Consider the following 25,129-nt stretch of genomic DNA (forward strand, 5'->3'; position numbering starts at 1 on the left):
CGGCCTGGGCCAGCTCGGCTCGTTCCTGTGAGTCGATCAGAGCTGGGGCGACGGGAGCGGGAGCGTCGGCGCGTCGACGGGGCGCGCACCCATCGACTGCAGTAGCGACAGCACAGGGTCGAGCTTCTCGTACAGGATCAGCAGGAGGTCTCCAGGCCCGGTCATGGCCGTCGCCTTCGTGATCGCCTCGGCGACATTTGCTGCCTGCTCGCATCGGACGCGAGGATTCTCCTTCGTCATCTCCCGGCACATCAGCTCCGGCACTTCTCCTGCCGCCCGGCCCCGCAGGTCCGCGTCGGGATAGACCACCACTCGAGTGAACATTCGGCCGATCACGCGCGCGGATTCGGCGAGTAGGTGGTCACAGCGATCGCCCGGCAGGGTCACCGCGGCCACGCAGCGGTCCGCACTCCACAGGCTCTGTACGGTGCCGGTGATGGCCTCGATGGCCGCCGGATTGTGGGCATAGTCGACGAAGACGTGCACATCGTCGATACGCAGCAGCGTTCCCCGCCCCGGATTGCGGTCGTACGAGCTGAAGGAGCGCAATTGCGCCTCAACCACCTGCCTCGGGATCTCCAGCGCTCTTGCCGCTGCCGACGCGGCGAGAGCATTGGCGATCATGTACCGCGCGGCGCCGTTGAAAGTGCCGGGCAGTTCCACCGCCGGCAGCAGAAGCGTTCGAGCTTCGCCGACCATCTCCACCAAATGCCCGGCGGCGACGACATACGCCATGCCGCCGTTCGCGCAGTGCTGGCGCACCACTGGATTCTCGGGGTCCAACGTGAACCACACGAGCCGCTTGTGCTCGGCGCGCACGCGGGGACGGTCGATCAGTTCACGCAGATACGGATCATCGGCATTGAGAACAAGCGTGCCGCCGTCACGTACCCTTTCCGCGATCAGGGCTTTGACGTGCACGAGGTCTTCGACCGTGTCCAGCCCGTCCTGGCCGAGGTGGTCGGCGGCGACGTTCGTGATCACTCCCACATCGGTCCAGTCGTAGCCCAGCCCCTGGCGCAAGATTCCACCCCTTGCCGTCTCCAGTACCGCAGCCTGCACGGTGGGGTCCCCGAGCACGGTCTGGGCGGAGCGCGGTCCGGTGGCGTCCGCTCGCTGGACGAGGCGCCCGTCGATGTAGATGCCGTCGGTGCTGGTCAAGCCGACCCGGAGTCCCGAGCCCGCCAGAAGGTGAGCTGCGATTCGAGCAGTGGTGGTCTTGCCGTTGGTGCCGGTGACGGCGATGGTGGGGATCCGGCCGTCCCGCCCGTCAGGAAACAACGCGTCAACGATCGCCCCGCCGACATCGCGGGGTGTCCCGACTGATGGCGCCAGGTGCATACGCAGACCGGGAGCGGCGTTCACCTCGATCAGCGCCCCCTGGGCACCGCCGTCGAACGGCGGAGGTGCCGCGATATCGGGCAGGCGCAGGTCGATTCCGGCGATGTCGAGACCGACGACGGCGGCCGCCCGGCAACATAGCTGCGCCAGCTCCGGGTTGACGCGGTCGGTCACGTCGATACTGGTGCCTCCGGTGGAGAGGTTCGGCGTGTCACGCAGCCACACGGTGCGACCGGCGGCCGGGACAGCGTCAGCGGCGAGCCCTTGCCGTTGGAGCAGTGCCACGGCAGTGCCGTCCATGCGCAGCCGAGTCAGCACCTTCTCGTGGCCGTTGCCCCGACGGGGGTCAGCGTTCAGCCGTTCCACCAGCTCTTCGACGCTGCTGGTGCCGTCCCCGACCACATGCCCGGGTACCCGCTGGGCCGCGGCCACGACCCGCCCGGCCACGACCAGCACCCGGTAGTCGAGGCCCTCGACGTACTGCTCCACCACCACGTCGCCCCCAGCCGCGACGAAGGCGCCCATCACCGCTTCGGCGGTGTCCAGCGCCAGGTGTACGTGCTGACCCTGCCGGCCGTTCACCGGTTTGACCGCGACCCGCCCGCCGAGCTGAGCGAACAGGTCCAGGGCCTGTCGCAGGCAATCGGCCCGTCCACCCGCCGGGACCGGGATACCGGCCCGGTGCAAGAACTGCCGGGTCAACTCCTTGTCACCGCATATCTCCAGACCGATCGCGCTGGTCTGGTCGCTCATGGCCGCCCAGGCCAGCCGCCGAAAACATCCCTGACCGAGTTGCAGCAGGCTCAGGGCATTCACCCGCTCTACCGGTATTCCTCGCCGACGCGCAGCCTCGATGATGGAAGCGGTGCTGGGCCCCGGTGTCTCCTCCTCGACTTGTTCCCGCAGCGCGGTGACCGCTGGCTCGTGCTCCGGCGGGCGCCCGGCCAGCACCTGCCCGACTGCCAGGATGGCGGCCTCCAGCAGTGCCTCCGGCAATGGGGAATCTGCTCGCTCGTCCTGCGGGCACTCGATGAGGACGTCGTAGAGACCGGCCTCACCGGCGTAAACGGTACGACCGAAGCTCACCGGCCGGCCGATCAGGTGGGACATCTCGATCGCGACGTGCTCGACGACATGACCGAAGTAAGTACCCCCATGGAGGCGGGTGACGAAGCCACCCGGCTCGCCCGCGGCGCAATGGTGGTCTGCCAGGCCGGGGAAGGCATCGAGTATCCGGTCGGGGAAGCCAGCGAAGTGGTTGCTCTCGCGCTCGGTCAGGTCACCGAGGGCGACCCGGGCAACCTGCACCGGTCGGTCCAGATAAACGTTTGGCCCACGCAACCGACGAACACTCAGAATCCTCACGACGCGGTCCTCCCGCCGTCCGCACCGTCCCCGGTCCGGACGATGCACGGCTCTCTGTCGTTCAGCTCGAACGTGTAGCCGGCGGGCAGCACGTGCAGTCGAGCCCCGATGATCCCGATCGGGCCGTGGGGACCGGCAAGAACTTCGACGTGGTTTGCCGGCCCGGCGTCGACCATCGTTACCGAGCCGCTGCCAATCACCTCGAACCGCTCACCCTCAACGACGAGCGCGGTGTCCTCGTCAATCCCCACGCCCAACTCATGTGGGAAGTTCGCGACCGCGCTGAGCAGGCGGGTAAGCCGGCCCCGTTCGGCGAAATGCATGTCGATGAGCAGGCGGGGCAGGAACTCCATGCCCGGCCCGGTGCGGACGCTCCCGGTGTTGACCCCGACACCCTCCCCACCCAGCACCATGGTGCTGGACATCATCGCCGCACCGGCACTCGTACCCGCGAGCACCAGACCGTCCCTGACCCTGGCGTGAAGCAGCGAATCCACTCGGGTCCCCCCGAGCACGGCCGCGATCCGGAACTGGTCACCCCCGGCGAAAAACACCCCGGTAGCCGCCGTCAACACCCTCCGCGCATGCGCCGAATTGGCCTGTTCCCGATCCTCCAGGCGCAGCGCACAGACGTGCTCCACACCCAGCGCGTCGAAGACCTCGAGGTACTCCGACTCCACCCGGCGCGGCTCACCACTGGCCGTGGTAATCACCACAATCCGCGCCCGCGGCCCTCCCGACAGGTCCACGAAGCGCTCGAGTATGCCTGTGCCGTCCGAAGCTCTCTGCTCACCTCCGCCGATGACGACCATCCGGCGGCTCTCCGCTCCGGCAACTCTCCGGGGAATACCCTCCGCCATTGACCACCTCACCGAACCAACACGCGGGAGCCACCCAGCAAGCGGGCGCCCAAGTGCAGGCGCCCGGAGCGACAAACCGACCGGCACCTCCGAGCGTGCCGGGTTACCCCTCGCGGGGGCGCATAGTCTCGACAGCCGCCCCTGGCACGAAAATCCGAGCGAGTGTGCTCGTCGCAATCCGGCCAGCCTGACAAGGCCAGGGCCGCCGGCAGCCCACCAGCCCTGAACCAGGCCATCTAGGCACCGGCCAGGTGAGCGTCAGCCTCATCCGCATCGGCCGCCACCTGGCCCCAGTTCCTGCCCTCCGGCAAGTCGGCTCACTGCCGTGCGGCGCGTCGCTCCAACCAGTAGCCGACGAGCGCGAGCGCGATCAGGGCGTCCTGGGTGACCAACGAGGCCGGCAGTCCGAGCAGCCGCATCGGGCGCCCGCCCTCCTCGTAAGGAGACGTTCCAGGCACGGCGAGGGTCACGTTGAAGGCGCCATAGCGCAGCACCGGCAGCAGCGCGGCCACCCCGGTCGCAAGCCCCCGCTCCTGCTGTCCATCGCGGGTGACCAGCCAGAGCATCATCAGCCCGGACCAGCTTGCGCCGACCACCTCCGCGGTACCGTGCCAGCGGGCGTGCGGCCCGTAACCCGGCCCGAAGGTGTGGCGGCGGTTCCAGTCAGCCATCCACGGCACCAGCGTCATCGCTGCCCCACTCGCAACGAGCAGGTACCGACCCCACCTTGATCGCATGGGTACTCCCTCACGCGCGACTTGTCGACAGGTCCCTCTCCATCGTCGGCCGGTTGACCGTCAACCCGACACACATCCACAAAGTCGAGCAGATGAGAACGGGGTGCGCGCCACGGCGCTCACGCAGGAATGCCTCACGCCCGTCGCTTCGATCCAGCGCGGCGCGATGCCTCGATGAGGTCCCAAAACTCGTCCACCTTCATGGCGCCAGCCTGGATCGGCAGCACCGAGTCAGGACCAAACGCCCACCGAGAATGATCGCTGTGTGCGACGCATTCATCGCGGCGGCCACTCGACACCCAGACATCCGCTCGATGGCAGGACACGGCGTCCGGTCGAGCAACGCCCGGCTACATGCCGTGACGGCGACCCGAAGTCGATCGCACACGGTCGGCGGCAGGTGCGGTTATCTGATCAAGGTATCTGCAGGACGGGACGCACCGGGGTCTCACCGGTAAGGCCGCCGTCGTAGACGGCCTCCGCCAGGTCTGGGTCGCGGTAGGCGGTGGCGAGGGTGAGCCAGGTTAAAAAGTCGCCGTAGCCCCCGCAGAGTGCGGAGCCGCCGTCGCCGCCGCACAGGACCGCCGGGTCGGTGGTGAACTCGGCCCGGTACGGGTCGTCGCCGATGACCAGGCCGAACAAGTTCGGTTCTTGGATGAGGGGCACCTCGCCGTAGGGTTCGCCCTCGGGATACTCGTCGCCCCAGCGGAAGAGGTTGGTGGCCCCGCCTGCGCAGGCGTACTCCCATTCGTCGGGAGTCGGCGGTCGTAGACCGCAGCGCTCGAGTCCGGCCATCAGCCAGGCGTGGTCGTACTCCGCGTGGCTGTCGTCGTGACCGGCCTCGTCAGATGCCAGCAGCGCGTCGGTCTCCTCGGAGCGGACCGCGACGAGCCGGGCCGGTAGAAACACGTGGCGCGGCGGCGAGGTCGCCTCGGCTACGAAATGGTTGAGTGGCCGGGTCAGGTCGTACTCTGCGACGGCCTCGGTGAAGTCGGCGAGCTGCCGGGCGCTGGGAACGAAACGGTCGGCGTCATGGCCGAGCCGCACGGTGCCGCCTGGCACCAAGGCGAAGCGGATACCGTCGCGATCGAAGAATGCAACCCGGCCGGTCCGGCCGGCGTACGCATGCGGACCTGTGCCAGCGAGACGGGCGTCGGTGCTACGCGCGATGGCGGCGGCGGTGCGGCTGGCGGCCTCGTCGGATAGGTCCAACCAAGCGGTCAATGTGAGATCGGCGTGCGACACGTGCGCATTATGCCTGCGGGACGTGCTTCGGACAGGGTCGATAAGCCGGGCGGACCACCCGGGACGTGATGGACCTCGGCGACTCGGCGCGCACGGTACACGGCAGAAGAGGATGCCCGCAGGCTTCAGGCGCGGTTTGTATGACGCACACGCTCACGCTCACGCATCGAACAGCACCTGCACCGCCCCGGCGAGCCTGACCAGCCACGGTCCGGCGTCGGCGCCCGACGGGACGGGACCGTCAATTGCCCAGCTTCGGACCGTGTCCGGGCTGAGAACGGCCGTGCCGAGCACCAGGCGGCGCAGGTGGCGGGACACCCGGATGCCGTCGAGCTCCGCGAGCAGCACCGCGTCGTACAGGTCCTTCGCCGCGGAAACCCCCTTCTCGGCCTGGTCGGTGCAGAGCCATTGCAACTTCCAGGCCAGTGACAGCTCCCGACTCGCCGTCCACAGAGCCGCGGGGGGCCGGCCGTCACGGCGCGGCACGGCGGTGAGCACCGGCGGCTCGGGTAGACGTTCGTCGTACGCGAAATCGAGCTGAACACTTCCTGCGGAACCGTCCGGCGCGTGCCACGGGATATGCAGCCGGACACCCGCTCCGCCGTAGGAGTCCCCATACTCGGTGTATCCCCACGTCGCGTCACGATCGGCCGCTTCAGCGTCGAGCCGAATACCGCTGTCGGCGTAGGGCTGGCGCGCCACCAGCTCGAGCAACTCGTCGTGCGGGCGATCCAGTTCCTCGACTGCGGACAGCCAGCCCAGCCCCTCCGGCGGCAACCGCGGGTGCTGTCCGCCGGTCTCGAACTCCTCGAACGTCCAGATCTCGTTGCGGGCCGCCCCGTGGGCTGCCTCCGGCCAATGCTGGACAGGATCCAGCCCGGGCAGGTACGGATACGGGTCCCGGTCGTCGCGCGGAACGAAAGCCAGTGGCCGCACCACCCAGTCGATGTCCCCCGGCGGTCGAGCCTGCTCACCGACCCACGCTGGCATTGTCAGGCTGCCGCGCAGGACGAGAGTGTCGGCGCAGCGCGACTCGGCGACCAGACCTAGCAGGTGATCAAGCACTGCCCGGTGCGCACCGTCCACCGGACCGGTCATCCGCGCTGAGCCGACTCGTCGAACCAGCCTGCGTCCCAGGCGAGGTTGTCGTCAAGAAGCACGAACTCCTCCTCGACCTCGGCGATATCCAGATTCTCCGTCGCCAGCGCGGTCAGCAGCTCGTCCAGCGCGCGGCGTGCTTCGTCGCGCCCGACACCGTGGCAGCGCTGAGTAACGAAGCGCTCCCGTCGTCCGTCCGCGCGGACCCGCCGGGCATTGCGGGACAGCTGTGCCGCATGCCGCCGGCTCAGCTCACGAATCGGCGTCAGCGCCACGTCGGCGGCCATGACCAGCTTGACGTGATGCTCGAAGTAACCGTCCGGCACCATGGCAGCCTCAACGGAGGTAGCCGGCACCTCGTCGTTGAACGGCGCGGCCTCGATCTTGACTCGTACGACGGTGAAACCCTCGGCCTGCAGATGCCGGCGTATCTCCCGCACGGTCGCCAGCTCCCCGTCCAGCGTGCCGCCGCCGCGCCAGGTCAGCATCGGCTGGTCGGGCTGATCGCCACGATCCAGCACGATCCGTGTGTACTTGACCTGCCGTTGTTCGGCCCACCAGCGCAGGCGCTCCAGATCGACGCCAGTCGCGACGGTCAGATGCGTCTCGTAGTGATCCACGGCCGCACGCTAGCGCGCGGGCAGGACAAGGCCCAAAGGCTGCGCCATGGAGCACGCAGCGACCGGTTCGTGGCATCTCTGAGCTCCTGTCGACCTCATCGATGTCCAAGAGCATGAACTCAAGGCGCGATGCCGAATGGGCCCATCCTGCCGTAGTCCAGGCGCAAGGCTTCTGCCATCGTCCATGCGTTCGGCAGGGTGAACAGGTCGGCGCCGCCTAAGCGCTCTGTCCATCGTGGAACGAGCTGGTCAGCCGCCTGCGCGGCCACGGCGTCTAGGTAGGCTTTGAAAACGGCCCAGGCATTGGCGGTGTCGACTGGTGCCATGATCTCATTCAGATCGACCGAGGAGAGCGCTGCCTCGGTGGTGGAACGCAGGTCATTCATGTACTCGATTTGCGTCCGTATGTCGTCCGGAGTGCCGGGTCGGTTGACGTGTCCGCCGACCAGCTTCTCGAACGGGTAGCCGAGTGCCTGCTCGTGGGCGTTGACGAAGCCCGGGATGTTCGCGGAGACCGCGAGGTTCGAGAACGGAACCCAGCCGGGGAAGATCACGTCTACGAGCATCAAGACGCGTTGCTTCGGGGCGTAGATGAAGATGTTTCCCTCGGCGTGGTTGGGGCCCTTGTAGTCGAGCTGCAGGCTGTGGTCTCCCGCGTCGATCGTCAGGGTGTCGTCGAACACATGTGTCGGCAGGGGGCGGTTCGGGTCGTCGAGCGCTGCAAGCCGTTCCGCCGTGATGCGTTGGGCATAGCGTGGCACCTCATCGGGGTAGACCGAGATCGCTCCGACGTGGTCTGAATGCTGGTGGCTGTAGACGACGTGGGTGATTGAGCGGCTCGTCACGCTACGGATCGCTCGGAGGATGTTGTGGCCGAGGGTCGGTGGCGCGTCGACAGCGATCACGCCCTCGTCCGTGACGACGAACATCATGTTGTACATACCCTCACCGAGGAAGAAGACACCGTCGGCGATCTCCTCCAGGGCATAGCCGGCCTTGGAAATCTCGGGCCCTTGGGCAGCCTGCGGCACAGGAGCTTTCGGCATCTTCCGCGCGCGTTCAGCAGCGTCGGCGTACGGGGTCATCGACATTTCTGATCCACTCCCTGACGCTCGCCACTGGGTTCGCGAAGGACTGCTCGTATGCGCGTTCGACACGTTCTGGGCCCGATGGAGTACGGCCACGACCGTCGATCATTCAGGCGAGCGTCGCGCCCCGCAGCCGTATGGCCCCAGGCTCACCCTCGTGAGGGACTACGGGTATGGGTAAGACGGTGCCGTTCGCGGCTGATGCTGATACGCGCGGCGGGCTTGGCGCTGTGTCTGGTCGACAACGGCGTCATCCCCGCCGATGAGAACACCGCCTGGCGGCCCACAGCATCAGTCCGCGGCGTCGATGCCGGAGTGAAGGGCGGTGGAATTGCCACCCGTCAGCGGTTTCTCCGCGCTGATCGCTTGCGTGGCGGGGTCAGCAGATCCGCAACCGTGGCGATCGCGCTCGGCACCAGCCGGTAGTACGCCCAGACACCGCGCTTCTCCCGCTCCAGCAGGCCGGCCTCAGTGAGGATGCGCAGGTGGTGACTGACCGTGGGCTGCGAGAGCCCGAGCGGCGCAGTCAGGTCTGAGACCGACGCCTCGCCCTCGGGGGCTGACTGGATCAGGCTGAGCAGCCGCAGCCGAGCGGGATCCGCGAAGGCCTTCAGGACCCCGGCGAGCCGCTCGGCATCGGCACGTTTGATCGGCTCACCGGCGAGCGGCGAGACTTGAGGCCTAGTCATTCCAGCCGATGCATTTCCCACATATGCCATCCTTCCACCAGCAGCATCCACCCACGCGCATATCGGCGCTGCACGATGCTTGCGCAGTGAACTGGACGGCCTGGCGGCGCGACAGTCCCACGAGCGGCCATGAGCGTGCGGACCGCGCGTACACGATCACGAGCAGGTACCGAGCGGCGTGGCAGAATGCGGCCATGGGTAGCGACGTCCCGCCCGAGGTGAGCGCCTTGGCGATCAACGTTCCGATCCCGGAAGCGCTTCGCTGGACGGACACTCGCCGCGGTGAGACATTCACCCTGACCACGCTCAACGTTCGGCTGCTCCCGGACGGGCACCTTGCGGCGAAGGCCTACGGCCGTCCGACGGCCGGCGGCCGCGGTACCTATGTGTCATTCCCCGTCCCCGATCGGGCCGAGCTGGCGGTCCTCATCGCTGAAGCTGCCGGTCGCGCCGGCGAGCTCTGGATCGCCCACCGCGGGCTCAACTCGGCATGACTGCGCAACTCCATTAGACGAGGATGGCCGACTCCCGGCCAATGGGTGGGCAGACCTACGTGAGGCCGCCTGCTCTGGACAAGCGCTGACACGATGACGGCCACAGTCCAGACGCGCGAGGGACGGACGGCGTGCAGATCATCGAGGTGACCGATCTCGGGGTCCGGTCGGCGGTTATCCGGCTGCGGCGTCGTGAGACAGCGCTTCAGTTCGTGCTGTATCCAATGATCCACATGGCGAACCCGGCGTTCTATGCGGCAGTGACCACCCGGCTCAAGCGGGCGAACGTCGTAGTGGCCGAGGGCGTGGGTGCCGGCCGGCGGAAGCGCTCGGTGCTGGTCGGCGCGCTGACGCTCAGCTACACCGTGCTTCGGTTCAATCGACGGGCGAAGCTGGTCGAGCAGGACATCGACTACGCGGCGCTCGGCGTTCCGGTGGTCCGCCCCGACGTCAGCTTGGAGGAGTTCGCGGCCGGCTGGCGGCGAGTGCCGCTGGCGCACCGGTTGATGATGTGGTGCGTGCTGCCATTCGTCGTGGTGGCCCGACTGTTCGGCGGCACCCGCATGATCTGGTCGCGTTCGATGGAGCAGAACGACCTGCCCTCACCGGAAGAGGAGGACCTCGCCGACCGGTCGCCCAAACTGGAGGCTGCCTTCCGCGGTGAACGCGACGAGCGGCTGCTGGCCGTGCTCTGCCGTCTGCACGAGGAGCGCAGCGGGGAGGACATCGAGGTCGCTGTCGTCTACGGTGCTGCCCACGTGCCCGCTATCGTGCTCGGGTTGATGAACCGGTACGGCTACCGGCCACGCTCCGCCGACTGGCTGACCGTCGCCGACGTGTGACCGGGACCGACGAAACGTCCTCGTGTCGAGCGTCGCGTTGGGTACGGCCCAGGCCGGGTAAGCGCGCAGCGACCAAGCCTAGGACCAGGGAGGCAAAGTTGAACTACGACAAGTCAGACGTCGAGGTCGTCTACCGGCGCGGTGACTGGAACAGCTGGAGCGACTCGTGCGGTGGCTCGAACGCGGTCTCAGCCGCGACCAGCAGGCGGACAACGAGCTCAGCGAGGCTGAATCGCGGCAACTGCTGAACGGCTTACGCACGCTCGACCAAAAGGGCGAACGCTTCACTGACGACCCCGTCGGCGCCTACCGCGCCCTGCAGTCCGTCCAGTGACCCGAGGGAGGATCCCATGGCACGCGATCGTGCGGAGATGACGACCGGCCAGCTGCGCAAGGAGGCTCAGCGGGCTGGCATCGACAACACCGACCAGTTGAACAAGGACGAGATGATCGACGCGCTCGGCGGGTCGACCAACGTCAACCGCGGCGGCGGCCAAACCCAAAAGGATCCGAAGCCGAAGGGGGTAAGCCCGAAGGACTACAAGAACCTGCCGGGCAATCAGACCTGACCCGGATCGGCGTCTCGCCCAGCGGCGAGACGTCGAACGTCTGGATCGAGACCCCACCCCCGGGCTGCCCGCAAGCGAGCGTTCCGGGCGGCAAGCGCCGCTGGCAACCCGCCCTCACCGGAAGGTTGCACTTCACTTCACCCGACTGACGTGCCATCGGTCCGCCGCGTCAGGTAGCCGGGGCTGCCCTGGTCAGCGGGCGGCGTAGAGCCTGCGGAGCGCTTTTGCTCCTCCTTCAGCGCACGGTCGTCCGGCGGCACCCGTCGCTCCCGTCGATCATCGGCGGCCAGTCAGTCGGCCCGCTGCGGGATCGTGGTGTCCGTCGTGCCGGGCGGGATCACTACCCGGCATGACGGCCGCCGCGATGGCGTCCCCGCCCCCCGGCGACCAGGCGCGTCCCTCAAGCGCCCTTGAGGACTCGGGGCTGAGTCGGCGTGGTGGGTGCCTTCCGCCTGATCTCGGCCAACTGTTTGCCCAGGTCCTGCAACTGCTCGGCGGTCAGTCCCTCGCGCACGGCCGGGAAGAACACCTGCTCTTCTTCCTCGATGTGTTGCAGCGTCGTCGTGATCAGCACCATGGCCTTGGCGTCGAAATTCTCGTCCTGCTGGGTCATCCCGGCGAGTTCGAAGCAGAGCACATCGACCAGGTGGTGCTCCTCGAAGGCTTGCAGCACGTCGGCCTCGAGATCGGGCAACATCATCCGCGTCGCCGGATACATGCACTGCTCCTCGATGTAGGAGTGTGCGGTCAGGGCTTGGACGATCTGCTGGACAACCTCCCCCCGCTTCTTCGTCGTGCCGTCCCCGCTCTCCTCGAAAGCTTGGAACAGCTTCCGCATCTTGTCGTGCTCGGCGGTCAGCAACTCGATGGCGTCGTTGGGCATGGGCTCCTCCTCGGCGGCTTTGGGGGCCTGCACGAGCTTAACGTTGCAATCCCCGCATTCGGGATGTTTACGGCATCACGGCCCCCCTGGTTCGTTCCTCGGCGGCATGTTCCGCCGCTGCGCCCCATGAGGCAGTGCGCCGAAGGCGGTTTGGATCGGACGAGCGACGGCGCATCCCGTCGCCGCGCATGGACTGTTCGAGTTACCCCTGCCGTCGTTTTGCCCGCTGTCGGCAGATATGTCCTACGGTGAGGGCTAGGACGTCAGGGGGCTGTCATGCGGGTCCGGGATGCGGTTGTCGTGATCACTGGCGCCTCAAGCGGGATCGGACGGGCGACCGCCCTGGCCTTCGCCGACAAGGGCGCGGCGGTGGTACTTGCCGCGCGGCGTGAGGAGGCGCTGGCGGAGGTCGCGGGTGAGTGCGCGCAGCGCGGCGCTCAGGCGTTGGTCGTACCGACCGACGTCACGGATCCTGTCGCGGTGGAGGCGTTGGGCCGGCGGGCTATGGAACGGTTCGGCCGCATCGACGTGTGGGTCAACAACGCCGCGGTTACCGTCTTCGGGCCTTTCGAGGAGACGCCGCTGCAGGACATCCGGCGGGTGCTGGATGTGAATGTCATGGGTTACGTGCACGGGGCACGCACCGCGCTGCCGTATCTACGTGAGCAGGGCCAGGGCGTGTTGGTGAACGTCTCGTCGATCGTCGGGGTGGTGTCGCAGCCGTACACCCACGCGTACGTCATGGCCAAGTTCGCCATCCGGGCGCTGAGCGCCAGCCTGCGGCAGGAGCTGCGGCTGACCGGGCCGCGCGGTGTGCATGTTTGCGCCGTCCTACCGGCCACCATCGACACCCCACTGTTCCAGCACGGGGCCAACTACACGGGTCGCAAGGCGATCGCCATGCCGCCGGTGTATCCGCCGGAGCGCGTTGCCCGGTCCATCGTCAACCTGGTCCGTCGCCCACGGCGAGAGGTCATCGTCGGGCCGGCAGGGCGCAGCATCGTGATGCAATCGAAGCTGACGCCCGGGCTGATGGAACGCGTGCTGGCTCGGCAGGTCGACAAGGCGCATCTGTCCCGCGACGAGCCGGCCCCGGCATCCTCGGGCAATCTCTTCGCACCCGCGCCGGGCGCCGGTTCAGTCGACGGCGGCTGGGGCGGTCGCCGGCGGACGGCGAGGCGACGCCTGGTCACGGCCGCCCTGCTAACGACGGCCGCTGTGGTGGGCGCCCGCCGATGGCGGCGATGAGTGCCTGGGACGTTCACGAGTTGACAGCGGCGCCCGGCACGCATCGGCGCGCCCGGCCGACGCCGCCCTGGTCCTGCCGCCGCGCTGCCCGCGGGTGCGGGAGTGACCTCCAGCGCCGCCCGTGCCGACCATGCACACGTCTCACCATTCGCCCCCCACGTCATCGTGGGTACGGCAAGACGTGGCGGTGTCACTTGGTTCCGCTCGGGTAGCCCGTTCCATGGGAGGCGGACGGATCGCGGACCAGGGCTTCCTGGCCGATGGCCGCAGCGCAGTGCTGGTGGACCGCGCCGGGTCGGTGAACTGGTGGTGCCCTGCGCGGTTCGACGCTCCGTCGGTGTTCGCCCGCCTACTTGACGATGAGGCCGGGCACTGGGTGATCCGCCCCGAGGGTAGGTTCAGCACGGAACGCGCCTACCTTACCGATACGCTCGTGCTTCGTACCGTCTTCACCACCGCGACCGGCAGCGTGGCGGTGATCGACGCGCTGGCCCTGGAACCAGGGGCGCGGGGCCATGAGGTCGGTCTGCACTCGCCGAGGGTGCTGGCCCGGGTGGTGCGGGGGCTCTCTGGCGAGGTCCCGCTGCGGTTGCACTACCGGCCACGGTTCGAGTACGGCCGGATGATCGCCCAGCTGGTGCGGCAGGACGACGCGTTGGTCGCCAGTGCCGCGTCGGCCCGGCTGGATCTGCGCGCGACCATCCCACTGGTGTCCGAGGTTGGGGAGGCGTTCGGGTCGTTCACGGTGCGGGCCGGCGAGACGCATGGCTTCACCCTGGGGTACGCGCCGGCTTACGATGCCGGCCCACCGGCGGTGCTCGATGCCGAGCAGGTGATCGACAACGCCGTCGCAGGCTGGCGCTCCTTCATGGGCCTGCACGACTACCGTGGCCGCTACCGGGAGCAGGTGCGACGCAGCGCGCTGGTGGTACAGGGCATGACCTACCGGCCCAGTGGTGCGCTGGTGGCCGCCCCGACGATGTCCCTGCCCGAGGAGTTGGGCGGTGAACGAAACTACGACTACCGCTACGGCTGGGTACGCGACTTCAGCTTCACGCTGGAGGCGCTCTGGCGCGTGGCCTGCACTGACGAGGTCAACCTGCATGTCGGGTGGTTGGCACGGTCGATGGGCATGAACGAGGGCATCGTGCCGATCATGTACGGGGTGGAGGGGGAACGGGACCTCACCGAGCACCATCTCGAGCACCTGGCCGGCTTCGCCGGCAGCCGCCCGGTACTGGTGGGCAACGACGCCTGGCGACAACGGCAGAACGACGTGCACGGTGAGCCGCTCAGCGCCGCCTGGCTGATGCGGGAGCACCTCGACCCGATGCCGCCGGACATCCGCCAACTGCTGCGCGCGTTGGCCGAGCGGGCCGCGCAGGACTGGCACCTGCCGGACGCCGGGATGTGGGAGGCACGCGACGCGGAACGCCACTACGTGTCATCGAAGGTGCAGTGCTGGACGGCGTTGGACCGAGCCGTCCGCTTCGGGTCCCACCTGGGCTCCGAGGCGGACGTCGCCAGGTGGGCAGCGGCACGGGACGAGGTGCGACGAGCTGTGCTGACCCGGGGCTGGAGCGACCGGGTGGCGGCCTTCACCGCGGCCTTCGACACCGATGAGCTGGATGCGTCGGTGCTGCTGATGCCGCTGGTCGGCTTCCTTCGCGCCGACGACCCGAGAATGCGTTCCACCATCCGGACGATCGAGGAGAGGTTGTCCCATGACGGCCTGCTGCGCCGCTGGGACGGCGACCCCGCCGGCTTCGTGATCTCCTCCTTCTGGCTGGTCAGCTGCCTGGCGCTGGCCGGCGAGCGCGACCGGGCCGGGCAGCTTTTCGAGCGGCTCGCCGACCGGGTCAACGACCTGGGCCTGTTCGCCGAGCAGATTGACCCGTACAGCGGGGAAGCCCTGGGCAACTTCCCTCAGGCGTTCTCACACATCGGCCTCATCAACGCCGCCGGAGACCTCACCGACCTGGACGCCGGCCGCCACGACCTTCCGCCGGCACCAGAGCGGATCATCCCCGCCACCCAGGGAGCGGTCGACCGGTGACCGACCACTGACCGCACCGTTGACCGCCCGCACGACAACGACGGCGGCCGAAATCCGCTCTCGCTTGAGGTTGTGAGCGCAAGGCTCGAAGACGGCAAGGCGCCGCTAACGGTCTAACGGGCCGATGACAATCAGTCGAGCCTGGTCGCGAAGCGGCGCATTGGTTCGGACCAGGCCTTCGGATCCAGCCATGGGAAGGTGTGGGCGCCGGCGACTTCGACGTACTCGCCGGTGGCCGGTAGAGCTGCGAGCTGGCGGCCCCACCGGGAGGAACTGATCAGGTCGTCGCGTCCGCGGATGACCAGCAGGGGAACCCTGAAGCGGGTCACGGGTTCCTCGATCCTGTGGTCGAGATGTGCGCGTGCGAGGTGCAGCATGCGTGGAAGCCCTGCCCGCTTCCACTCGGGGCGGTGTGAGTCGCTCAGCCCGGGTGGCTCCCGGCGCCCGTCCAGTCGCCAGCGGATGAGCAGACGCAGCGGGCTCCGAGCGACGGGGTCAACCGTGGGGCTGGCCAGGACGACACCACGCACATCGGGGTGGCCCACGGCAGCCTGCGCGGCAACCTGAGTGCCGCTGGAATGGCCGGCGAGCACCACCGGACCGAGTCGCTGGGCGGCGAGCCAGTCCGCGACCGCATCGCCAAACTCCGCCACGGTGAGCTCGTGCGGCGGTTCACCGCTGCCGGCAAAGCCGGGGAGTTCGACGAGGTGCGCCCGCGTCCACTCGCCGAGAGCGCCGAGGCCCGGCATGAGGTAGTCGGCCACTCCCATGCCCTGGACGAGCACCAGCTCGGGCACATCGGCTCGCGGCTCGCCGACCGCCCGGCTGCGCATCCGACCCAACGGACCGTCGTGGTACGACGTCGTCACATCCGAGGGAAACGGTGGCGCGTACGGCTGGGGCTTCTTCCGCATACCCGGGATTACCCGACAGCCTTGGACGGAACCGGGCGTACCGGATGATTTTCGGGGTAACCGCCGCCGGGAGGTGGGATGAAACTACCCCGCGAGGTGGCGGCATTCGACTCCGCTTCTGCCATGGTGATGGCAACTGCCCGCTACCTGCATCACCGCGACACGCCACCAATGGGCAGGCCCGCTGGGCGGCTCTTGCGTCCCCTCGCGACCGCCGCGAACCGGCTTCCGGTCCGGCTCAGAGAGACGATCTACAGCCTGGCCAGCGGAGCCGAGGCGCAGCCGGCGGCACGAATGGCGGCCCTCGACATCGAGCAGGTCGCCGCCTCGATCGTCCGATTCTATCCGCAGCGCCGGTACCCGGCGGTCATCCTCGGCTCGTCCAGCGGAGCGCTCGTGCATCTGTGCGCGGCCCTCGGTATTGCCTGGTTGCCCCAGACGCTTCTGCTCCCGCTGCGTCAACGGCACGTGCCCCCGGATGATCCGATGCGCGCCCTGCACGCCTTCGACGCCACCGCCCAGGCGCTGTTGGCACGCAACCCCGACTTCGTCCTGCACCACATGCATGATCCGAACCAGGATCGGTTGACGTCGCGGCGGATGGCCTACTTCCGGGTCAAACGCACCCGGCTCGGACCCGCGTACGAACGATTCCTGACCAACACGCTCGATCCCGGCGGCGTGGTCCTGCTCGCCGAGTGCACCCGGCGATGGCCCACCACCCGCGTCGGCGAGCGACACGTCTTCCAGTTCGGTGCCGTCGGCGGACTGCAGCCGTCGCAGTATCACGAGGGCGATCCCCGAATAGCGGCATACCTACGCCGTTACGGAGTCAGGCGGACCCGGTGGGAGGCGCCGACGCCCGACAGCGAAAGCCCTGAGGCGGAATGGGGATTCGAACCGGCGTTACGGGACGAGGCGACCGCGTTCGCGCGCCGACACGGCTATCAGGTACGGCGGCTGATCTTCGACGACCCCGAGGACCTCAGCCCGCTCATCGCGGACCTGTATCGCTGGTGGTACCGACAACGCGGCCTGCCAACCAACCGACTGCTGGTGGAGTCGTTCATCCTCGCCGACCCCTGGTGGGCTCTCCGGACCGGTTGCGTGCCCTACTGGAGCACCTTCCCCGTCCAGAGTTCAGCCGACGCACTCGAGCGCTATCTCGATCAGTCGGACACCTACGACTACTTGCACCTCACGCTTTTCTGCCATGGTGTGGAATCCGTGGGACTGGCAAGCGTCGACCAGTGGCACCGGGTGCTTCAACATGCCCGAGTGGCGGGATCGTTCGCCGGAGTGGAGCCTGGTCGGTACCCGAGCGACCTTGCGACGTTCTTCCGCTACCAGTCCGCTCTGCGCGCCCTACCCGCCCGATACCCGATCCCCGAGCCACTCCAGCTGAGGGAGTTCGAGGGATTCTTCGCGCAGCGTTGCCATCGCTATCCAGCCGTGCGGATGGAAGGCTGAAGTCCCAGCGTCGGTTCAACACGCCCGCCGATCCGACAGCGCACGGCGCCTTACCGGTCGCCTGGGACCACCAGGCCGGACTCGTACGCCACGACGACGGCCTGGGTGCGGTCGCGCAGGCCGAGCTTGGCGAGCACCCGGCTGACGTGGGACTTGACGGTCTCTTCCCCGACGACGAGCCGGGCGGCGATCTCGGGGTTCGACAGCCCCTCGGCGATCAGCCGCAGCACCTCGGTCTCCCGGGTGGTGAGCGCTTGGAGCGCCGCATCCGGTTCGCGGCGGCGTACGCGGATCCTGGCGAATTCGGCGACGAGCCGTCGGGTCACCGTCGGGGCGAGCAGGGCCTCCCCGGCGGCGACGATGCGGACGGCGTCGAAGAGGCGCTCGGCGGTCGCGTCCTTGAGGAGGAAGCCGCTCGCGCCCGCATCGAGGGCGTCGTACACGTGCTCGTCGAGGTCGAACGTCGTCAGGATCAGCACCCGAGGCGGCTCGGGGTCGGTGAGGAGGCGGCGGGTCGCTTCGATGCCGTCCATCCCCGGCATGCGGATGTCCATGAGGACGACGTCGGGGCGCAGGTCGCGGCAAATCCGCACGGCCTGCTCGCCCTCGGCGGCCGAGCCGACGACCGCGAAGTCGGGCTGGGTCGCCAGCAGGACTTCGAAGGCGGCCCGCACGACGTCCTGGTCGTCGACCACGACGATGCGGGTGGCCGTCACGGCGTGGCTCCCTTCGTCGGCAGGACGGCCTCCACGAGGAACCCGGCCCCCGTTGCGGCGCCGGCCGTGACCTGGCCACCGACCATAGCCGCCCGTTCCCGCATCCCGGCCAGCCCGTGCCCGCTGCTGCCGTTCGAGGCCGGGCCGGGGCCGTTGTCGTAGACCCGCACGTTGAGGTCATCGCCGCGGTAATGCAGCTCCACGTCGACGGCCGCGCCGGGCGCGTGGCGGCGGGCGTTGGTCAGCGCCTCCTGCACGATGCGGTACGCCGTCAGCTCCACCCCGGGGTCGAGCGGTTCGACCGAGCCGCTCACGATCAGGCGTACGCCACCGCCCACAGCCGCGTCGCGTACCTCGTCGAGAAGGGCGTTGAGCTGGCCGAGCCCGGGTTGAGGGCGAAGCGTGGGCTCGGCGTCCACATCCTCCCGGAGTACGCCCAGCAAACGCCGCATCTCCGTCAGGGCCATCCGCGCGGTGTCCCCGATGGCGGTCAGCCGACGAGCCCCGTCCGGTGGCAGGCCCGGTGTCGCGAGCCGGGCCGCCTCGGCCTGCAAGGCGATGATGGTGATGTGGTGCGCCACCACATCGTGGAGTTCCCGGGCGATGCGGGCTCGTTCGCCGCGGGCGGCGTGCTCCATCAGCGATGCGGCAGCCGACTGTTGAGTAGCGCGGTGGCGGCGCCGCTCGTCCCGCAGTTGCATGGTGGCGCCGGCAGCCGTCGCCAGCGCCGCGACCGCCAGCAGGATCAGGGCGAAGGGCTTCCCGCCCGGCCGGTCGCTCGACACCGGCACCGCCGCGTACCCGGCAAACGGCAGGATCAAGGAACAGGCCGTCCGTAGTGGACGCAGGCGGCCGGCGACCCCGTAGAGCAGGGCCAGAGCGGTGACCCCGGCGACGGTAACCGGATAGGAGATCATCAGGCCGGACAAGGCCGCCGAAGCGGACAGGACAGCCGCCGTCGCGGGCCAGAGGCGTACCAGGGCGACGGGTGCGACGACCGCGAGAGCGATGAGGGCCGCGATCGCCGTCGGCGGCCGGTCGGACGCGCGCGCCGCCGCCTCGGTCACCGCCACGGCGCCGAGTGCGGCCGTCGCTGCGGCCAGCCCCATCCCCCTCACGCCAGCCATTGTGACCGGCCCGGGCGCCGGTGTCGTCCATCGCGGCAGGGATGCGGCCTCCCCCGCAGGAGGGAGGCGGCCACCGGCAGAAGACCCCTCTGCGCCGTGACGCGCCCGCCGGGCGCCGCCGCATAACCTGCCTGCCATGGAACCCACGATCGAGGTACGCGGGCTACGCAAGCGCTACCGCACGACCGTCGCGGTGGACGGGCTGTCGTTCACCGTTCGGGCCGGCGAGGTGACCGGCTTCGTCGGGCCCAACGGCGCCGGCAAGTCGACGACGATGCGGCTGATCCTCGGGCTCGACGCGCCGGACGAGGGCGAGGCTCTGGTCAACGGCCGCCCCTACCGCTCGTTGCGTACGCCGCTGACCTACGTCGGCGCCCTGCTGGACGCCTCCGCTGTGCACCCGGGCCGGCGAGCCCGCGACCACCTGCTCTGGCTGGCTCACAGCAACGGCATCGGCAAGCGCCGGGTGTCCGAGGTGCTCGACCAGGTGGGCCTGGCCTCGGCCGCCCGCCGCCGGGCCGGAGGCTTCTCGCTCGGCATGCAGCAGCGGCTGGGCATCGCCGCCGCGCTGCTCGGCGATCCGCCGGTGCTCATGTTCGACGAGCCGGTCAACGGGCTCGACCCGGACGGCATCGTCTGGATCCGGGGCCTGATGCGGTCGCTGGCCGCCGGGGGCCGGGCGGTCCTGGTCTCCAGCCACCTGATGGGCGAGCTCGAGGGAACCGCCGACCATCTGATCGCGGTCGGCCGGGGCCGCCTGATCGCCGACACGAGCGTGGCCAAGCTCCTAGCGGCGGCGTCCAAGGACCGCGTCGAGGTCACCACCGCGCAGCGGGCCGAGGCGACGACCGTGCTCGCCAACGCGGGCGCGACAGTCACCGTGGCCGGCCCGGAGACCGTCGTCGTCGAAGGGCTGCGCGGCGACCGGGTGTCGGCGCTGCTGACCGAGGCCCGCATCCCGTTCTCCGAACTGCGACGGCACCGGGCCTCCCTCGAGGAGGCGTACATGGACCTGACGCGCGGCGCCATCGAGTTCGCGCCCGAGACCGGCGCGCCGGCGGCCGAAGGGAGCGTACGGTGACCGCTCGCGAATCCTTCCCGCGTTTGCTGCTGGCCGAGTGGACCAAGCTGCGGTCGGTGAGCCGCTGGGCCATCACGCTCATCGGCGCGGCGGTGCTCACCATCGGCCTGAGCTACCTGGCCGCCTCCGGGAACAAGTGGGACCCCCGAGCGCAGGCCGAATTCGTGACCGGGCCGCTCGGCAAGCCGGTCGCCGACAACTTCTACTACGTCCACCAGCAGATCACCGGCGACACGACGCTCACCGTGCGGGTCGCGTCGTTGACGCCCGCGCAGAACCGGCGCGCCGTCCAGATGGGTTCCGACCAGATGACCAAGGTCGACGATCCCAGCCCGTTCGCCCAGCCCGCCGCCGGCATCATGATCAAGGACGGTACGACCCCGGGCTCGTCGTACGCCTCGGTGATGTTGACCGCCGCGCAGGGCGTACGCATGCAATGGGATTTCGACGCGGACCGCAAGGGCAGCGCGAGCACCGGAACCCGCTGGTTGAGGCTCGTGCGCTCCGGTCCCACGATCACCGGGTACGAGTCGGCCGATGGTGCCCAGTGGCAGAAGATCGCTACGGCGACACCGAAAAACCTTCCGTCCACGGTGGCGGTCGGCTTCTACGTCTCGTCACCGTCGGCCTTCTACACGACGCGGGGCGGCGGCAGCTCGTCGCTGGGCGAACACCCGACGCGCGCCGATGCGACGTTCGACAACGTGCTCGGATCCGGCGCCACATGGCACGGCGATGCTGTCGGCAAGGTCGTGCCGACCGGGAAAGGCGGGGCCCCCGAGGGGCAGTTCACCGAAGCCAACGGCACGTTCACGGTGAAGGGCACGGGCAAGGTCGGCCCGAAGCAGCCCGACGACGACATGGTGGAGGCGGCGCTGATCGGCGTCATCGCCGGGCTCATGGCCCTCATCGCGGTCGGCGTCCTGTACGCCACCTCGGAGTACCACCGGGGCATGATCCGGACGACGTTCGCCGCGACCCCGCGCCGGGGCCGTGTGCTGGCCGCGAAGGCGATCGTCCTCGGCACCACCTCGTTCCTCGTGGGGCTGGTCGGTGCCGTCGGGTCGTTCGTGCTCGCCATCCCGATCCTGCGGAAGCAGGGCTTCACGACGCCGGCCTTCCCCCGACCGTCCCTCATGGATGGTTCTGTGCTGCGGGCGCTGCTGCTGACCGCCGCGTTCATGGCCGGGGTCACCGTCGTCGGCCTCGCGATCGGCGTACTGCTGCGGCACAGCGCGGCCGCGATCACGATCACCATCGTGCTGGTCCTCGGACCGCTGATCGTCGGCATGATCCTGCCGGGCACCTCGCCGAAGTGGCTGATGTACACCACGTTGGCGGGCGGGATGGCGACTCAGCGGGCGAAGCCGCCGACCATCACGCTGGCCGAGCCGTGGGCCATGATCGGGCCGTGGGCCGGGATCGGTGTGGTCGCGGCGTGGGCCATTGTCACCCTCGGGCTCGCCTGGTGGCAGCTGCGAAGGCGGGACGCATGACGGCGCCGCGCCCCCTGCGTGCAGTTCGGGCGGAGTGGACGAAGCTGAGGACCCTGCCGAGCACGGGATGGCTGATGCTGCTCGCCATCGCCGGCACGGTGGGCCTCGGTTTCGCCATCACCGGATCGCTAAAGTACACCCACTGCGACTCGCCCTGCACCCTCGATCTCACGAAGCTGTCGCTGGCGGGCGTACGCCTCGGCCAGGTCGGGATCGTGGTCCTCGCGGTCCTGGCGGTGACGGCGGAGTACCGCACGCGGACGATCCAGCCGACGCTGGTGGCCGTACCACGCCGGTTCCTGGTGGTGCTGGGCAAGCTCGGTGTCCTGGCCGTTTTCGGAGTGGCCACCGGGGTACTGGCCGTTGCCGGGTCCCTGACCGCCGGCCGGACGATGCTGCCCGGCAACGGGTTCACCGCAGCACACGGCTTTCCGGCGCTCTCGCTCGCCGACGACCTCACCCGGCGGGCGGCCATAGGTACGGTCATCTACGTAGGGCTGGTCACCTTGCTGGGGGCGGGGCTCGGGCTTGTCCTGCGGGACACCGCCGGTGCGCTCACGGCAGCGCTGGCACTGCTCTACGGATCGCCGGTTGTCGCCATGTTCGTCAGCGATCCGAAATGGCAGCACCGCATCCACCGGTTCTCCCCGATGGACGCCGGGCTGACCATCCAGTCCACGCGCAACCTCGCCGCCGAACACATCGGGCCGTGGTCCGGGCTCGGCGTCCTGTCCCTGTACGCCACGGCAGCGGTCATCGCGGGGCTGATCATGTTCCAGCTCCGCGACGCCCACTGACCGCCCGACCAAGGCCGACCGCCACACTGGGGTCTTCGTAATTGCCAGTATTGCGGCGCTGATGGTGCCGATCGTCCGGGCTGCATCGAGCTCGCCGGAGGCGGCTGCCACACCGTCCGGACTCCCTCGCATGGCGGTCGCCTGCGCAGATGTGCCCAGCGATGACTATTGCGAGAGGTACGCCCAGGACATAGGGCGGCGTGTCCCGCTCAGTGAGGTCCAGCGCATGGAGGCTGAAGCGGTGCGCCAACAGGTCATGGCGGCTCTGCCGCGGGGCCAGGCCGGACCGCCATCTTGCGGCGGCCCGACGAGCCGTGTTCGCTCACCTACACCCCACCCACCGCTGATCAGGTTCGTCGCGCGCTGGTCGAAGCCGGCTACAGGGATGTCGTGGTTCGCACGGCCAAGATGGGTGATCCGGCTCCGCTCGCGAGCGTGCTGATTGCGGTCCCGGTCGGTCCCTCCTGCGTCGTGGTGCATATTCGCCAGGACTCCACGGCTGCAAGCAGCATCAGCGGCAACCTACCCGACGGCCGATGCCTGGGGGCCTGATCTAGGCGATCCGTTAGGCATGAGCTGGGCCGAGGCCGTGACCAGCGAAACCCGGGTCACGGCCTTGATCGGTTCTATTCAGCCTGAGTAGCCGCAGGTCAGGCAGTGGCACTGCTCAGGTTGGATGCAGCACACGTGCGGTCCGGCGGGGGCGGACCGCGGGACGGCTGGCCGCGCCCGGCACCGCGCTCGTTGCGGTGTATGCCGGGTACCGGCGGGTATGCCCGGCGGATGCGTACCGGCGAGGTGACCACCCGGCTCTACCACCATCAGACGAACCAGTGTCGCGGCGGCCGGCGGCCGGACGTCCCGGGGTTCGTCCCGATGGACCCGAGCAACCAGCCCCAGCCCTTCAAACGCCACCTCGGGGCGCCGGTGCACCCCCTGCCCCGCGACCTGCCACCGACTGGGCCGCCGGCCGCGGCGACCCTGTCCGGGCGGGTACCGCCGAGCGACCCGAGCATCGACGGCGAACTCCTCGCCCGGCTGCTGTTCTACTCGGCCGGCGTCACCCGAACCGCCGGAGACAACCTCTGGTTCCGGGCCGCCCCCTCCGCCGGCAATCTCCATCCCCTTGAGATCTACGCGGCGGTCACCGAGGTGGCTGGGCTCGACGCCGGGCTGTACCACTTCGCGCCTGAGGTGTTCGGCCTGGAGGCACTCGCGGCCGGGGATCACCGCCGGGCACTGGCCGACGCCACCGCTGACCCGGACGTCGCAGCCAGCCCGCTCGCCCTCGTCGTCACCGGCATCCCGTGGCGAACCGCCTGGAAGTACGCCGAACGGGGCTGGCGGCACGTCTACTGGGACGCCGGGACAATGCTGGCGAATCTGCTCTCCGTCGCCGAAGGCCACGGGCTACCCGTGCGGGTGCGGCTGGGCTTCGTCGACGCCGCCGTGTCCCGCCTGCTCGGCGTAGACGGCGTGACGGAGTTCCCGCTGGCGGTGATCACCTGCGGCCGACCCACCGCGACCGCCGCCGCGGAACCGGTCGAGCTACCTCCACCACAGTTCGCGCCGACGCCGCTCTCCCCCGCGCCGGTCGACTTCCCGCTGGTCATCGGGGTGCAGCAGGCCGGTGAGCTCACCACGGGCGACGACGTGACGGGCTGGCGGGCGGCCGTCGGGGGCCTGCCTCGCGCCACCGACACCGTCGGCGCACCGGTTGCCGCCGGCAGCGAGCCGATCGAGTCGGTCATCCTGCGCCGCGGCTCCACCCGGCGCATGCGCCGCCAACTCGCCCCCGCCGAGCTGCTGCACTGGGCGATGTCGGCGGCGACCCGAGCCGTCCCCGCCGACGCAATCCCGCCCGGGAGCACCCTGCTCTCCCACGAGGTCGCGGTCCACGCGGTGCACGGCACGGATCCGGGCCTGTACCAACAGGTCAACGGCTCGCCGCAGCTGCGCCGGCCGGCGCCGGAGCCCAAGGTACGGGCGTTGAGCCAAAGGCTCTGCCTCGACCAGCCGCTCGGCGGCGACTCCGCGTACACCGACTTCGCCTGCGCCGATCTGGACCAGGTGCTCGACAGGTACGGCGAGCGCGGGTACCGGGTCGCCCAGTTCGAGGCCGGGGTGGCCGCCGGCCGCCTGCAACTGGCCGCCTTCACCCTCGGTCACGGCGGCACCGGCCTGACCTTCTGCGACCAGGACATCTCGGATGCGTTCGACACCCGTGCGGCCTGCATGCTCGCCGTCGCCATCGGGCCACCCGCCTACCGGTCCAAGCCGGGCGGCCCGCCGGGCCGGCCCCGGCGGATCACCCGCTGACGGGGCACGCAGTGGTCGATTACGCGGCACCTCAACCCGGCAGCACCTTCGGATGTGGGGCGGGCGTTTTAGGC

At 69.3% G+C, this 25,129-nt stretch carries 24 protein-coding genes; 12 read left to right on the plus strand and 12 right to left on the minus strand.

Annotated elements, in window-relative coordinates:
* Positions 1 to 36 precede the first annotated feature (36 nt).
* The 8 genes from cphA to I8N68_RS04225 all read right to left on the minus strand — a co-directional run bounded on the left by cphA (position 37) and on the right by I8N68_RS04225 (position 9,073).
* On the minus strand, positions 37 to 2,706 hold the full coding sequence (cphA, locus tag I8N68_RS04190) for a cyanophycin synthetase (protein WP_200207836.1): 2,670 nt from the start codon (positions 2,704 to 2,706) through the stop codon (positions 37 to 39).
* Positions 2,703 to 3,518, minus strand: a complete 816-nt coding sequence (locus tag I8N68_RS04195; RefSeq protein WP_234038690.1) for a cyanophycinase — start codon at positions 3,516 to 3,518, stop codon at positions 2,703 to 2,705. Before I8N68_RS04195 ends, cphA begins: the two co-directional genes overlap by 4 nt.
* Before the next feature lie 365 nt (positions 3,519 to 3,883).
* Entirely contained in the window at positions 3,884 to 4,237 is a 354-nt protein-coding gene (locus tag I8N68_RS04200) for a hypothetical protein (protein ID WP_200207841.1), read from the minus strand.
* 480 nt (positions 4,238 to 4,717) lie between these two features.
* A complete protein-coding gene (locus I8N68_RS04205; RefSeq protein ID WP_200207843.1) occupies positions 4,718 to 5,548 on the minus strand; it encodes a hypothetical protein in 831 nt (276 codons plus the stop codon).
* A 159-nt stretch (positions 5,549 to 5,707) separates the two neighbouring features.
* On the minus strand, positions 5,708 to 6,646 hold the full coding sequence (locus I8N68_RS04210; protein ID WP_200207846.1) for a nucleotidyl transferase AbiEii/AbiGii toxin family protein: 939 nt from the start codon (positions 6,644 to 6,646) through the stop codon (positions 5,708 to 5,710).
* Positions 6,643 to 7,266: a hypothetical protein gene (locus tag I8N68_RS04215; RefSeq protein ID WP_200207848.1), complete on the minus strand. Its 624-nt coding sequence runs from the start codon at positions 7,264 to 7,266 to the stop codon at positions 6,643 to 6,645. Before I8N68_RS04215 ends, I8N68_RS04210 begins: the two co-directional genes overlap by 4 nt.
* Before the next feature lie 119 nt (positions 7,267 to 7,385).
* The gene (locus tag I8N68_RS04220; RefSeq protein WP_200207850.1) at positions 7,386 to 8,357 is read right to left on the minus strand and encodes an MBL fold metallo-hydrolase; all 972 of its coding nucleotides are present in this window, start codon (positions 8,355 to 8,357) and stop codon (positions 7,386 to 7,388) included.
* Between the two features lie 338 nt (positions 8,358 to 8,695).
* Complete coding sequence (locus I8N68_RS04225; RefSeq protein WP_200207852.1) at positions 8,696 to 9,073, minus strand: ArsR/SmtB family transcription factor; 378 nt, start codon at positions 9,071 to 9,073, stop codon at positions 8,696 to 8,698.
* A gap of 164 nt (positions 9,074 to 9,237) precedes the next feature.
* Here I8N68_RS04225 and I8N68_RS04230 point away from each other — a divergent pair, with 164 nt between their 5' ends.
* From I8N68_RS04230 to I8N68_RS04245, 4 genes are all read left to right on the plus strand, one after another.
* Positions 9,238 to 9,537 (plus strand): hypothetical protein, encoded by a 300-nt coding sequence (locus I8N68_RS04230; RefSeq protein WP_234038691.1) that lies wholly within the window; start codon positions 9,238 to 9,240, stop codon positions 9,535 to 9,537.
* Between the two features lie 131 nt (positions 9,538 to 9,668).
* Complete coding sequence (locus tag I8N68_RS04235; protein ID WP_200207854.1) at positions 9,669 to 10,379, plus strand: hypothetical protein; 711 nt, start codon at positions 9,669 to 9,671, stop codon at positions 10,377 to 10,379.
* Between the two features lie 166 nt (positions 10,380 to 10,545).
* Positions 10,546 to 10,713, plus strand: coding sequence for a hypothetical protein (locus tag I8N68_RS04240; RefSeq protein WP_200207856.1), 168 nt, complete (start codon positions 10,546 to 10,548; stop codon positions 10,711 to 10,713).
* Between the two features lie 16 nt (positions 10,714 to 10,729).
* The gene (locus I8N68_RS04245) at positions 10,730 to 10,948 is read left to right on the plus strand and encodes a hypothetical protein (protein ID WP_200207858.1); all 219 of its coding nucleotides are present in this window, start codon (positions 10,730 to 10,732) and stop codon (positions 10,946 to 10,948) included.
* 400 nt (positions 10,949 to 11,348) lie between these two features.
* Here the strand turns inward: I8N68_RS04245 and I8N68_RS04250 are convergent, their stop codons facing one another.
* Complete coding sequence (locus tag I8N68_RS04250; protein WP_200207860.1) at positions 11,349 to 11,831, minus strand: hemerythrin domain-containing protein; 483 nt, start codon at positions 11,829 to 11,831, stop codon at positions 11,349 to 11,351.
* A gap of 276 nt (positions 11,832 to 12,107) precedes the next feature.
* Here I8N68_RS04250 and I8N68_RS04255 point away from each other — a divergent pair, with 276 nt between their 5' ends.
* Together I8N68_RS04255 and I8N68_RS04260 are read left to right on the plus strand one after the other, a co-directional pair.
* Entirely contained in the window at positions 12,108 to 13,079 is a 972-nt protein-coding gene (locus tag I8N68_RS04255; RefSeq protein WP_200207862.1) for an SDR family oxidoreductase, read from the plus strand.
* Between the two features lie 220 nt (positions 13,080 to 13,299).
* The gene (locus I8N68_RS04260; protein ID WP_200207864.1) at positions 13,300 to 15,135 is read left to right on the plus strand and encodes a glycoside hydrolase family 15 protein; all 1,836 of its coding nucleotides are present in this window, start codon (positions 13,300 to 13,302) and stop codon (positions 15,133 to 15,135) included.
* A 131-nt stretch (positions 15,136 to 15,266) separates the two neighbouring features.
* On the opposite strand, the gene I8N68_RS04265 is transcribed toward I8N68_RS04260, so the two are convergent.
* Positions 15,267 to 16,049 carry an alpha/beta fold hydrolase gene (locus tag I8N68_RS04265; protein ID WP_200207866.1) on the minus strand — a complete coding sequence of 261 codons (783 nt, stop codon included), beginning with the start codon at positions 16,047 to 16,049 and terminating at the stop codon, positions 15,267 to 15,269.
* A 78-nt stretch (positions 16,050 to 16,127) separates the two neighbouring features.
* On the opposite strand from I8N68_RS04265, the gene I8N68_RS04270 reads away from it, so the two are divergent.
* Entirely contained in the window at positions 16,128 to 17,519 is a 1,392-nt protein-coding gene (locus I8N68_RS04270; protein ID WP_200207868.1) for a nucleoside phosphorylase-I family protein, read from the plus strand.
* Between the two features lie 50 nt (positions 17,520 to 17,569).
* Here I8N68_RS04270 and I8N68_RS04275 read toward each other — a convergent pair whose 3' ends face one another.
* Together I8N68_RS04275 and I8N68_RS04280 are read right to left on the minus strand one after the other, a co-directional pair.
* A complete protein-coding gene (locus I8N68_RS04275) occupies positions 17,570 to 18,235 on the minus strand; it encodes a response regulator (protein WP_200207870.1) in 666 nt (221 codons plus the stop codon).
* Positions 18,232 to 19,344, minus strand: coding sequence for a sensor histidine kinase (locus I8N68_RS04280; protein WP_234038794.1), 1,113 nt, complete (start codon positions 19,342 to 19,344; stop codon positions 18,232 to 18,234). Before I8N68_RS04280 ends, I8N68_RS04275 begins: the two co-directional genes overlap by 4 nt.
* Positions 19,345 to 19,498: 154 nt before the next feature.
* Here I8N68_RS04280 and I8N68_RS04285 point away from each other — a divergent pair, with 154 nt between their 5' ends.
* From I8N68_RS04285 to I8N68_RS04300, 5 genes are all read left to right on the plus strand, one after another.
* Positions 19,499 to 20,443, plus strand: coding sequence for an ABC transporter ATP-binding protein (locus I8N68_RS04285; protein WP_200207879.1), 945 nt, complete (start codon positions 19,499 to 19,501; stop codon positions 20,441 to 20,443).
* Positions 20,440 to 21,939 (plus strand): ABC transporter permease subunit, encoded by a 1,500-nt coding sequence (locus I8N68_RS04290; RefSeq protein ID WP_200207886.1) that lies wholly within the window; start codon positions 20,440 to 20,442, stop codon positions 21,937 to 21,939. The genes I8N68_RS04285 and I8N68_RS04290 overlap by 4 nt, the downstream gene beginning before the upstream one ends.
* A gap of 74 nt (positions 21,940 to 22,013) precedes the next feature.
* Positions 22,014 to 22,736 (plus strand): ABC transporter permease, encoded by a 723-nt coding sequence (locus tag I8N68_RS04295; RefSeq protein WP_234038692.1) that lies wholly within the window; start codon positions 22,014 to 22,016, stop codon positions 22,734 to 22,736.
* A gap of 294 nt (positions 22,737 to 23,030) precedes the next feature.
* Positions 23,031 to 23,288 (plus strand): DUF6993 domain-containing protein, encoded by a 258-nt coding sequence (locus tag I8N68_RS34175; protein ID WP_372433672.1) that lies wholly within the window; start codon positions 23,031 to 23,033, stop codon positions 23,286 to 23,288.
* A 231-nt stretch (positions 23,289 to 23,519) separates the two neighbouring features.
* Positions 23,520 to 25,055, plus strand: coding sequence for a SagB family peptide dehydrogenase (locus I8N68_RS04300; RefSeq protein WP_200207890.1), 1,536 nt, complete (start codon positions 23,520 to 23,522; stop codon positions 25,053 to 25,055).
* The last annotated feature ends 74 nt before the right edge of the window (positions 25,056 to 25,129 follow it).

Origin of the sequence: Micromonospora coerulea, from assembly GCF_016598485.1 — a bacterium.
Classification (GTDB): Bacteria; Actinomycetota; Actinomycetes; order Mycobacteriales; family Micromonosporaceae; genus Micromonospora; species Micromonospora coerulea.

What these genes read in the sequence shown, in the direction of transcription:
- I8N68_RS04195 (WP_234038690.1), bottom strand. Translation starts at nt 3,518, where the DNA reads ATGGTCGTCATCGGCGGAGGTGAGCAGAGAGCTTCGGACGGCACAGGC.
- I8N68_RS04200 (WP_200207841.1), bottom strand. Translation starts at nt 4,237, where the DNA reads ATGGCTGACTGGAACCGCCGCCACACCTTCGGGCCGGGTTACGGGCCG.
- I8N68_RS04210 (WP_200207846.1), bottom strand. Translation starts at nt 6,646, where the DNA reads ATGACCGGTCCGGTGGACGGTGCGCACCGGGCAGTGCTTGATCACCTG.
- I8N68_RS04220 (WP_200207850.1), bottom strand. Translation starts at nt 8,357, where the DNA reads ATGTCGATGACCCCGTACGCCGACGCTGCTGAACGCGCGCGGAAGATG.
- I8N68_RS04225 (WP_200207852.1), bottom strand. Translation starts at nt 9,073, where the DNA reads ATGGCATATGTGGGAAATGCATCGGCTGGAATGACTAGGCCTCAAGTC.
- I8N68_RS04230 (WP_234038691.1), top strand. Translation starts at nt 9,238, where the DNA reads ATGGGTAGCGACGTCCCGCCCGAGGTGAGCGCCTTGGCGATCAACGTT.
- I8N68_RS04245 (WP_200207858.1), top strand. Translation starts at nt 10,730, where the DNA reads ATGGCACGCGATCGTGCGGAGATGACGACCGGCCAGCTGCGCAAGGAG.
- I8N68_RS04250 (WP_200207860.1), bottom strand. Translation starts at nt 11,831, where the DNA reads ATGCCCAACGACGCCATCGAGTTGCTGACCGCCGAGCACGACAAGATG.
- I8N68_RS04255 (WP_200207862.1), top strand. Translation starts at nt 12,108, where the DNA reads ATGCGGGTCCGGGATGCGGTTGTCGTGATCACTGGCGCCTCAAGCGGG.
- I8N68_RS04260 (WP_200207864.1), top strand. Translation starts at nt 13,300, where the DNA reads ATGGGAGGCGGACGGATCGCGGACCAGGGCTTCCTGGCCGATGGCCGC.
- I8N68_RS04265 (WP_200207866.1), bottom strand. Translation starts at nt 16,049, where the DNA reads ATGCGGAAGAAGCCCCAGCCGTACGCGCCACCGTTTCCCTCGGATGTG.
- I8N68_RS04270 (WP_200207868.1), top strand. Translation starts at nt 16,128, where the DNA reads ATGAAACTACCCCGCGAGGTGGCGGCATTCGACTCCGCTTCTGCCATG.
- I8N68_RS04280 (WP_234038794.1), bottom strand. Translation starts at nt 19,344, where the DNA reads ATGGGGCTGGCCGCAGCGACGGCCGCACTCGGCGCCGTGGCGGTGACC.
- I8N68_RS04285 (WP_200207879.1), top strand. Translation starts at nt 19,499, where the DNA reads ATGGAACCCACGATCGAGGTACGCGGGCTACGCAAGCGCTACCGCACG.
- I8N68_RS04295 (WP_234038692.1), top strand. Translation starts at nt 22,014, where the DNA reads ATGCTGCTCGCCATCGCCGGCACGGTGGGCCTCGGTTTCGCCATCACC.
- I8N68_RS04300 (WP_200207890.1), top strand. Translation starts at nt 23,520, where the DNA reads ATGCGTACCGGCGAGGTGACCACCCGGCTCTACCACCATCAGACGAAC.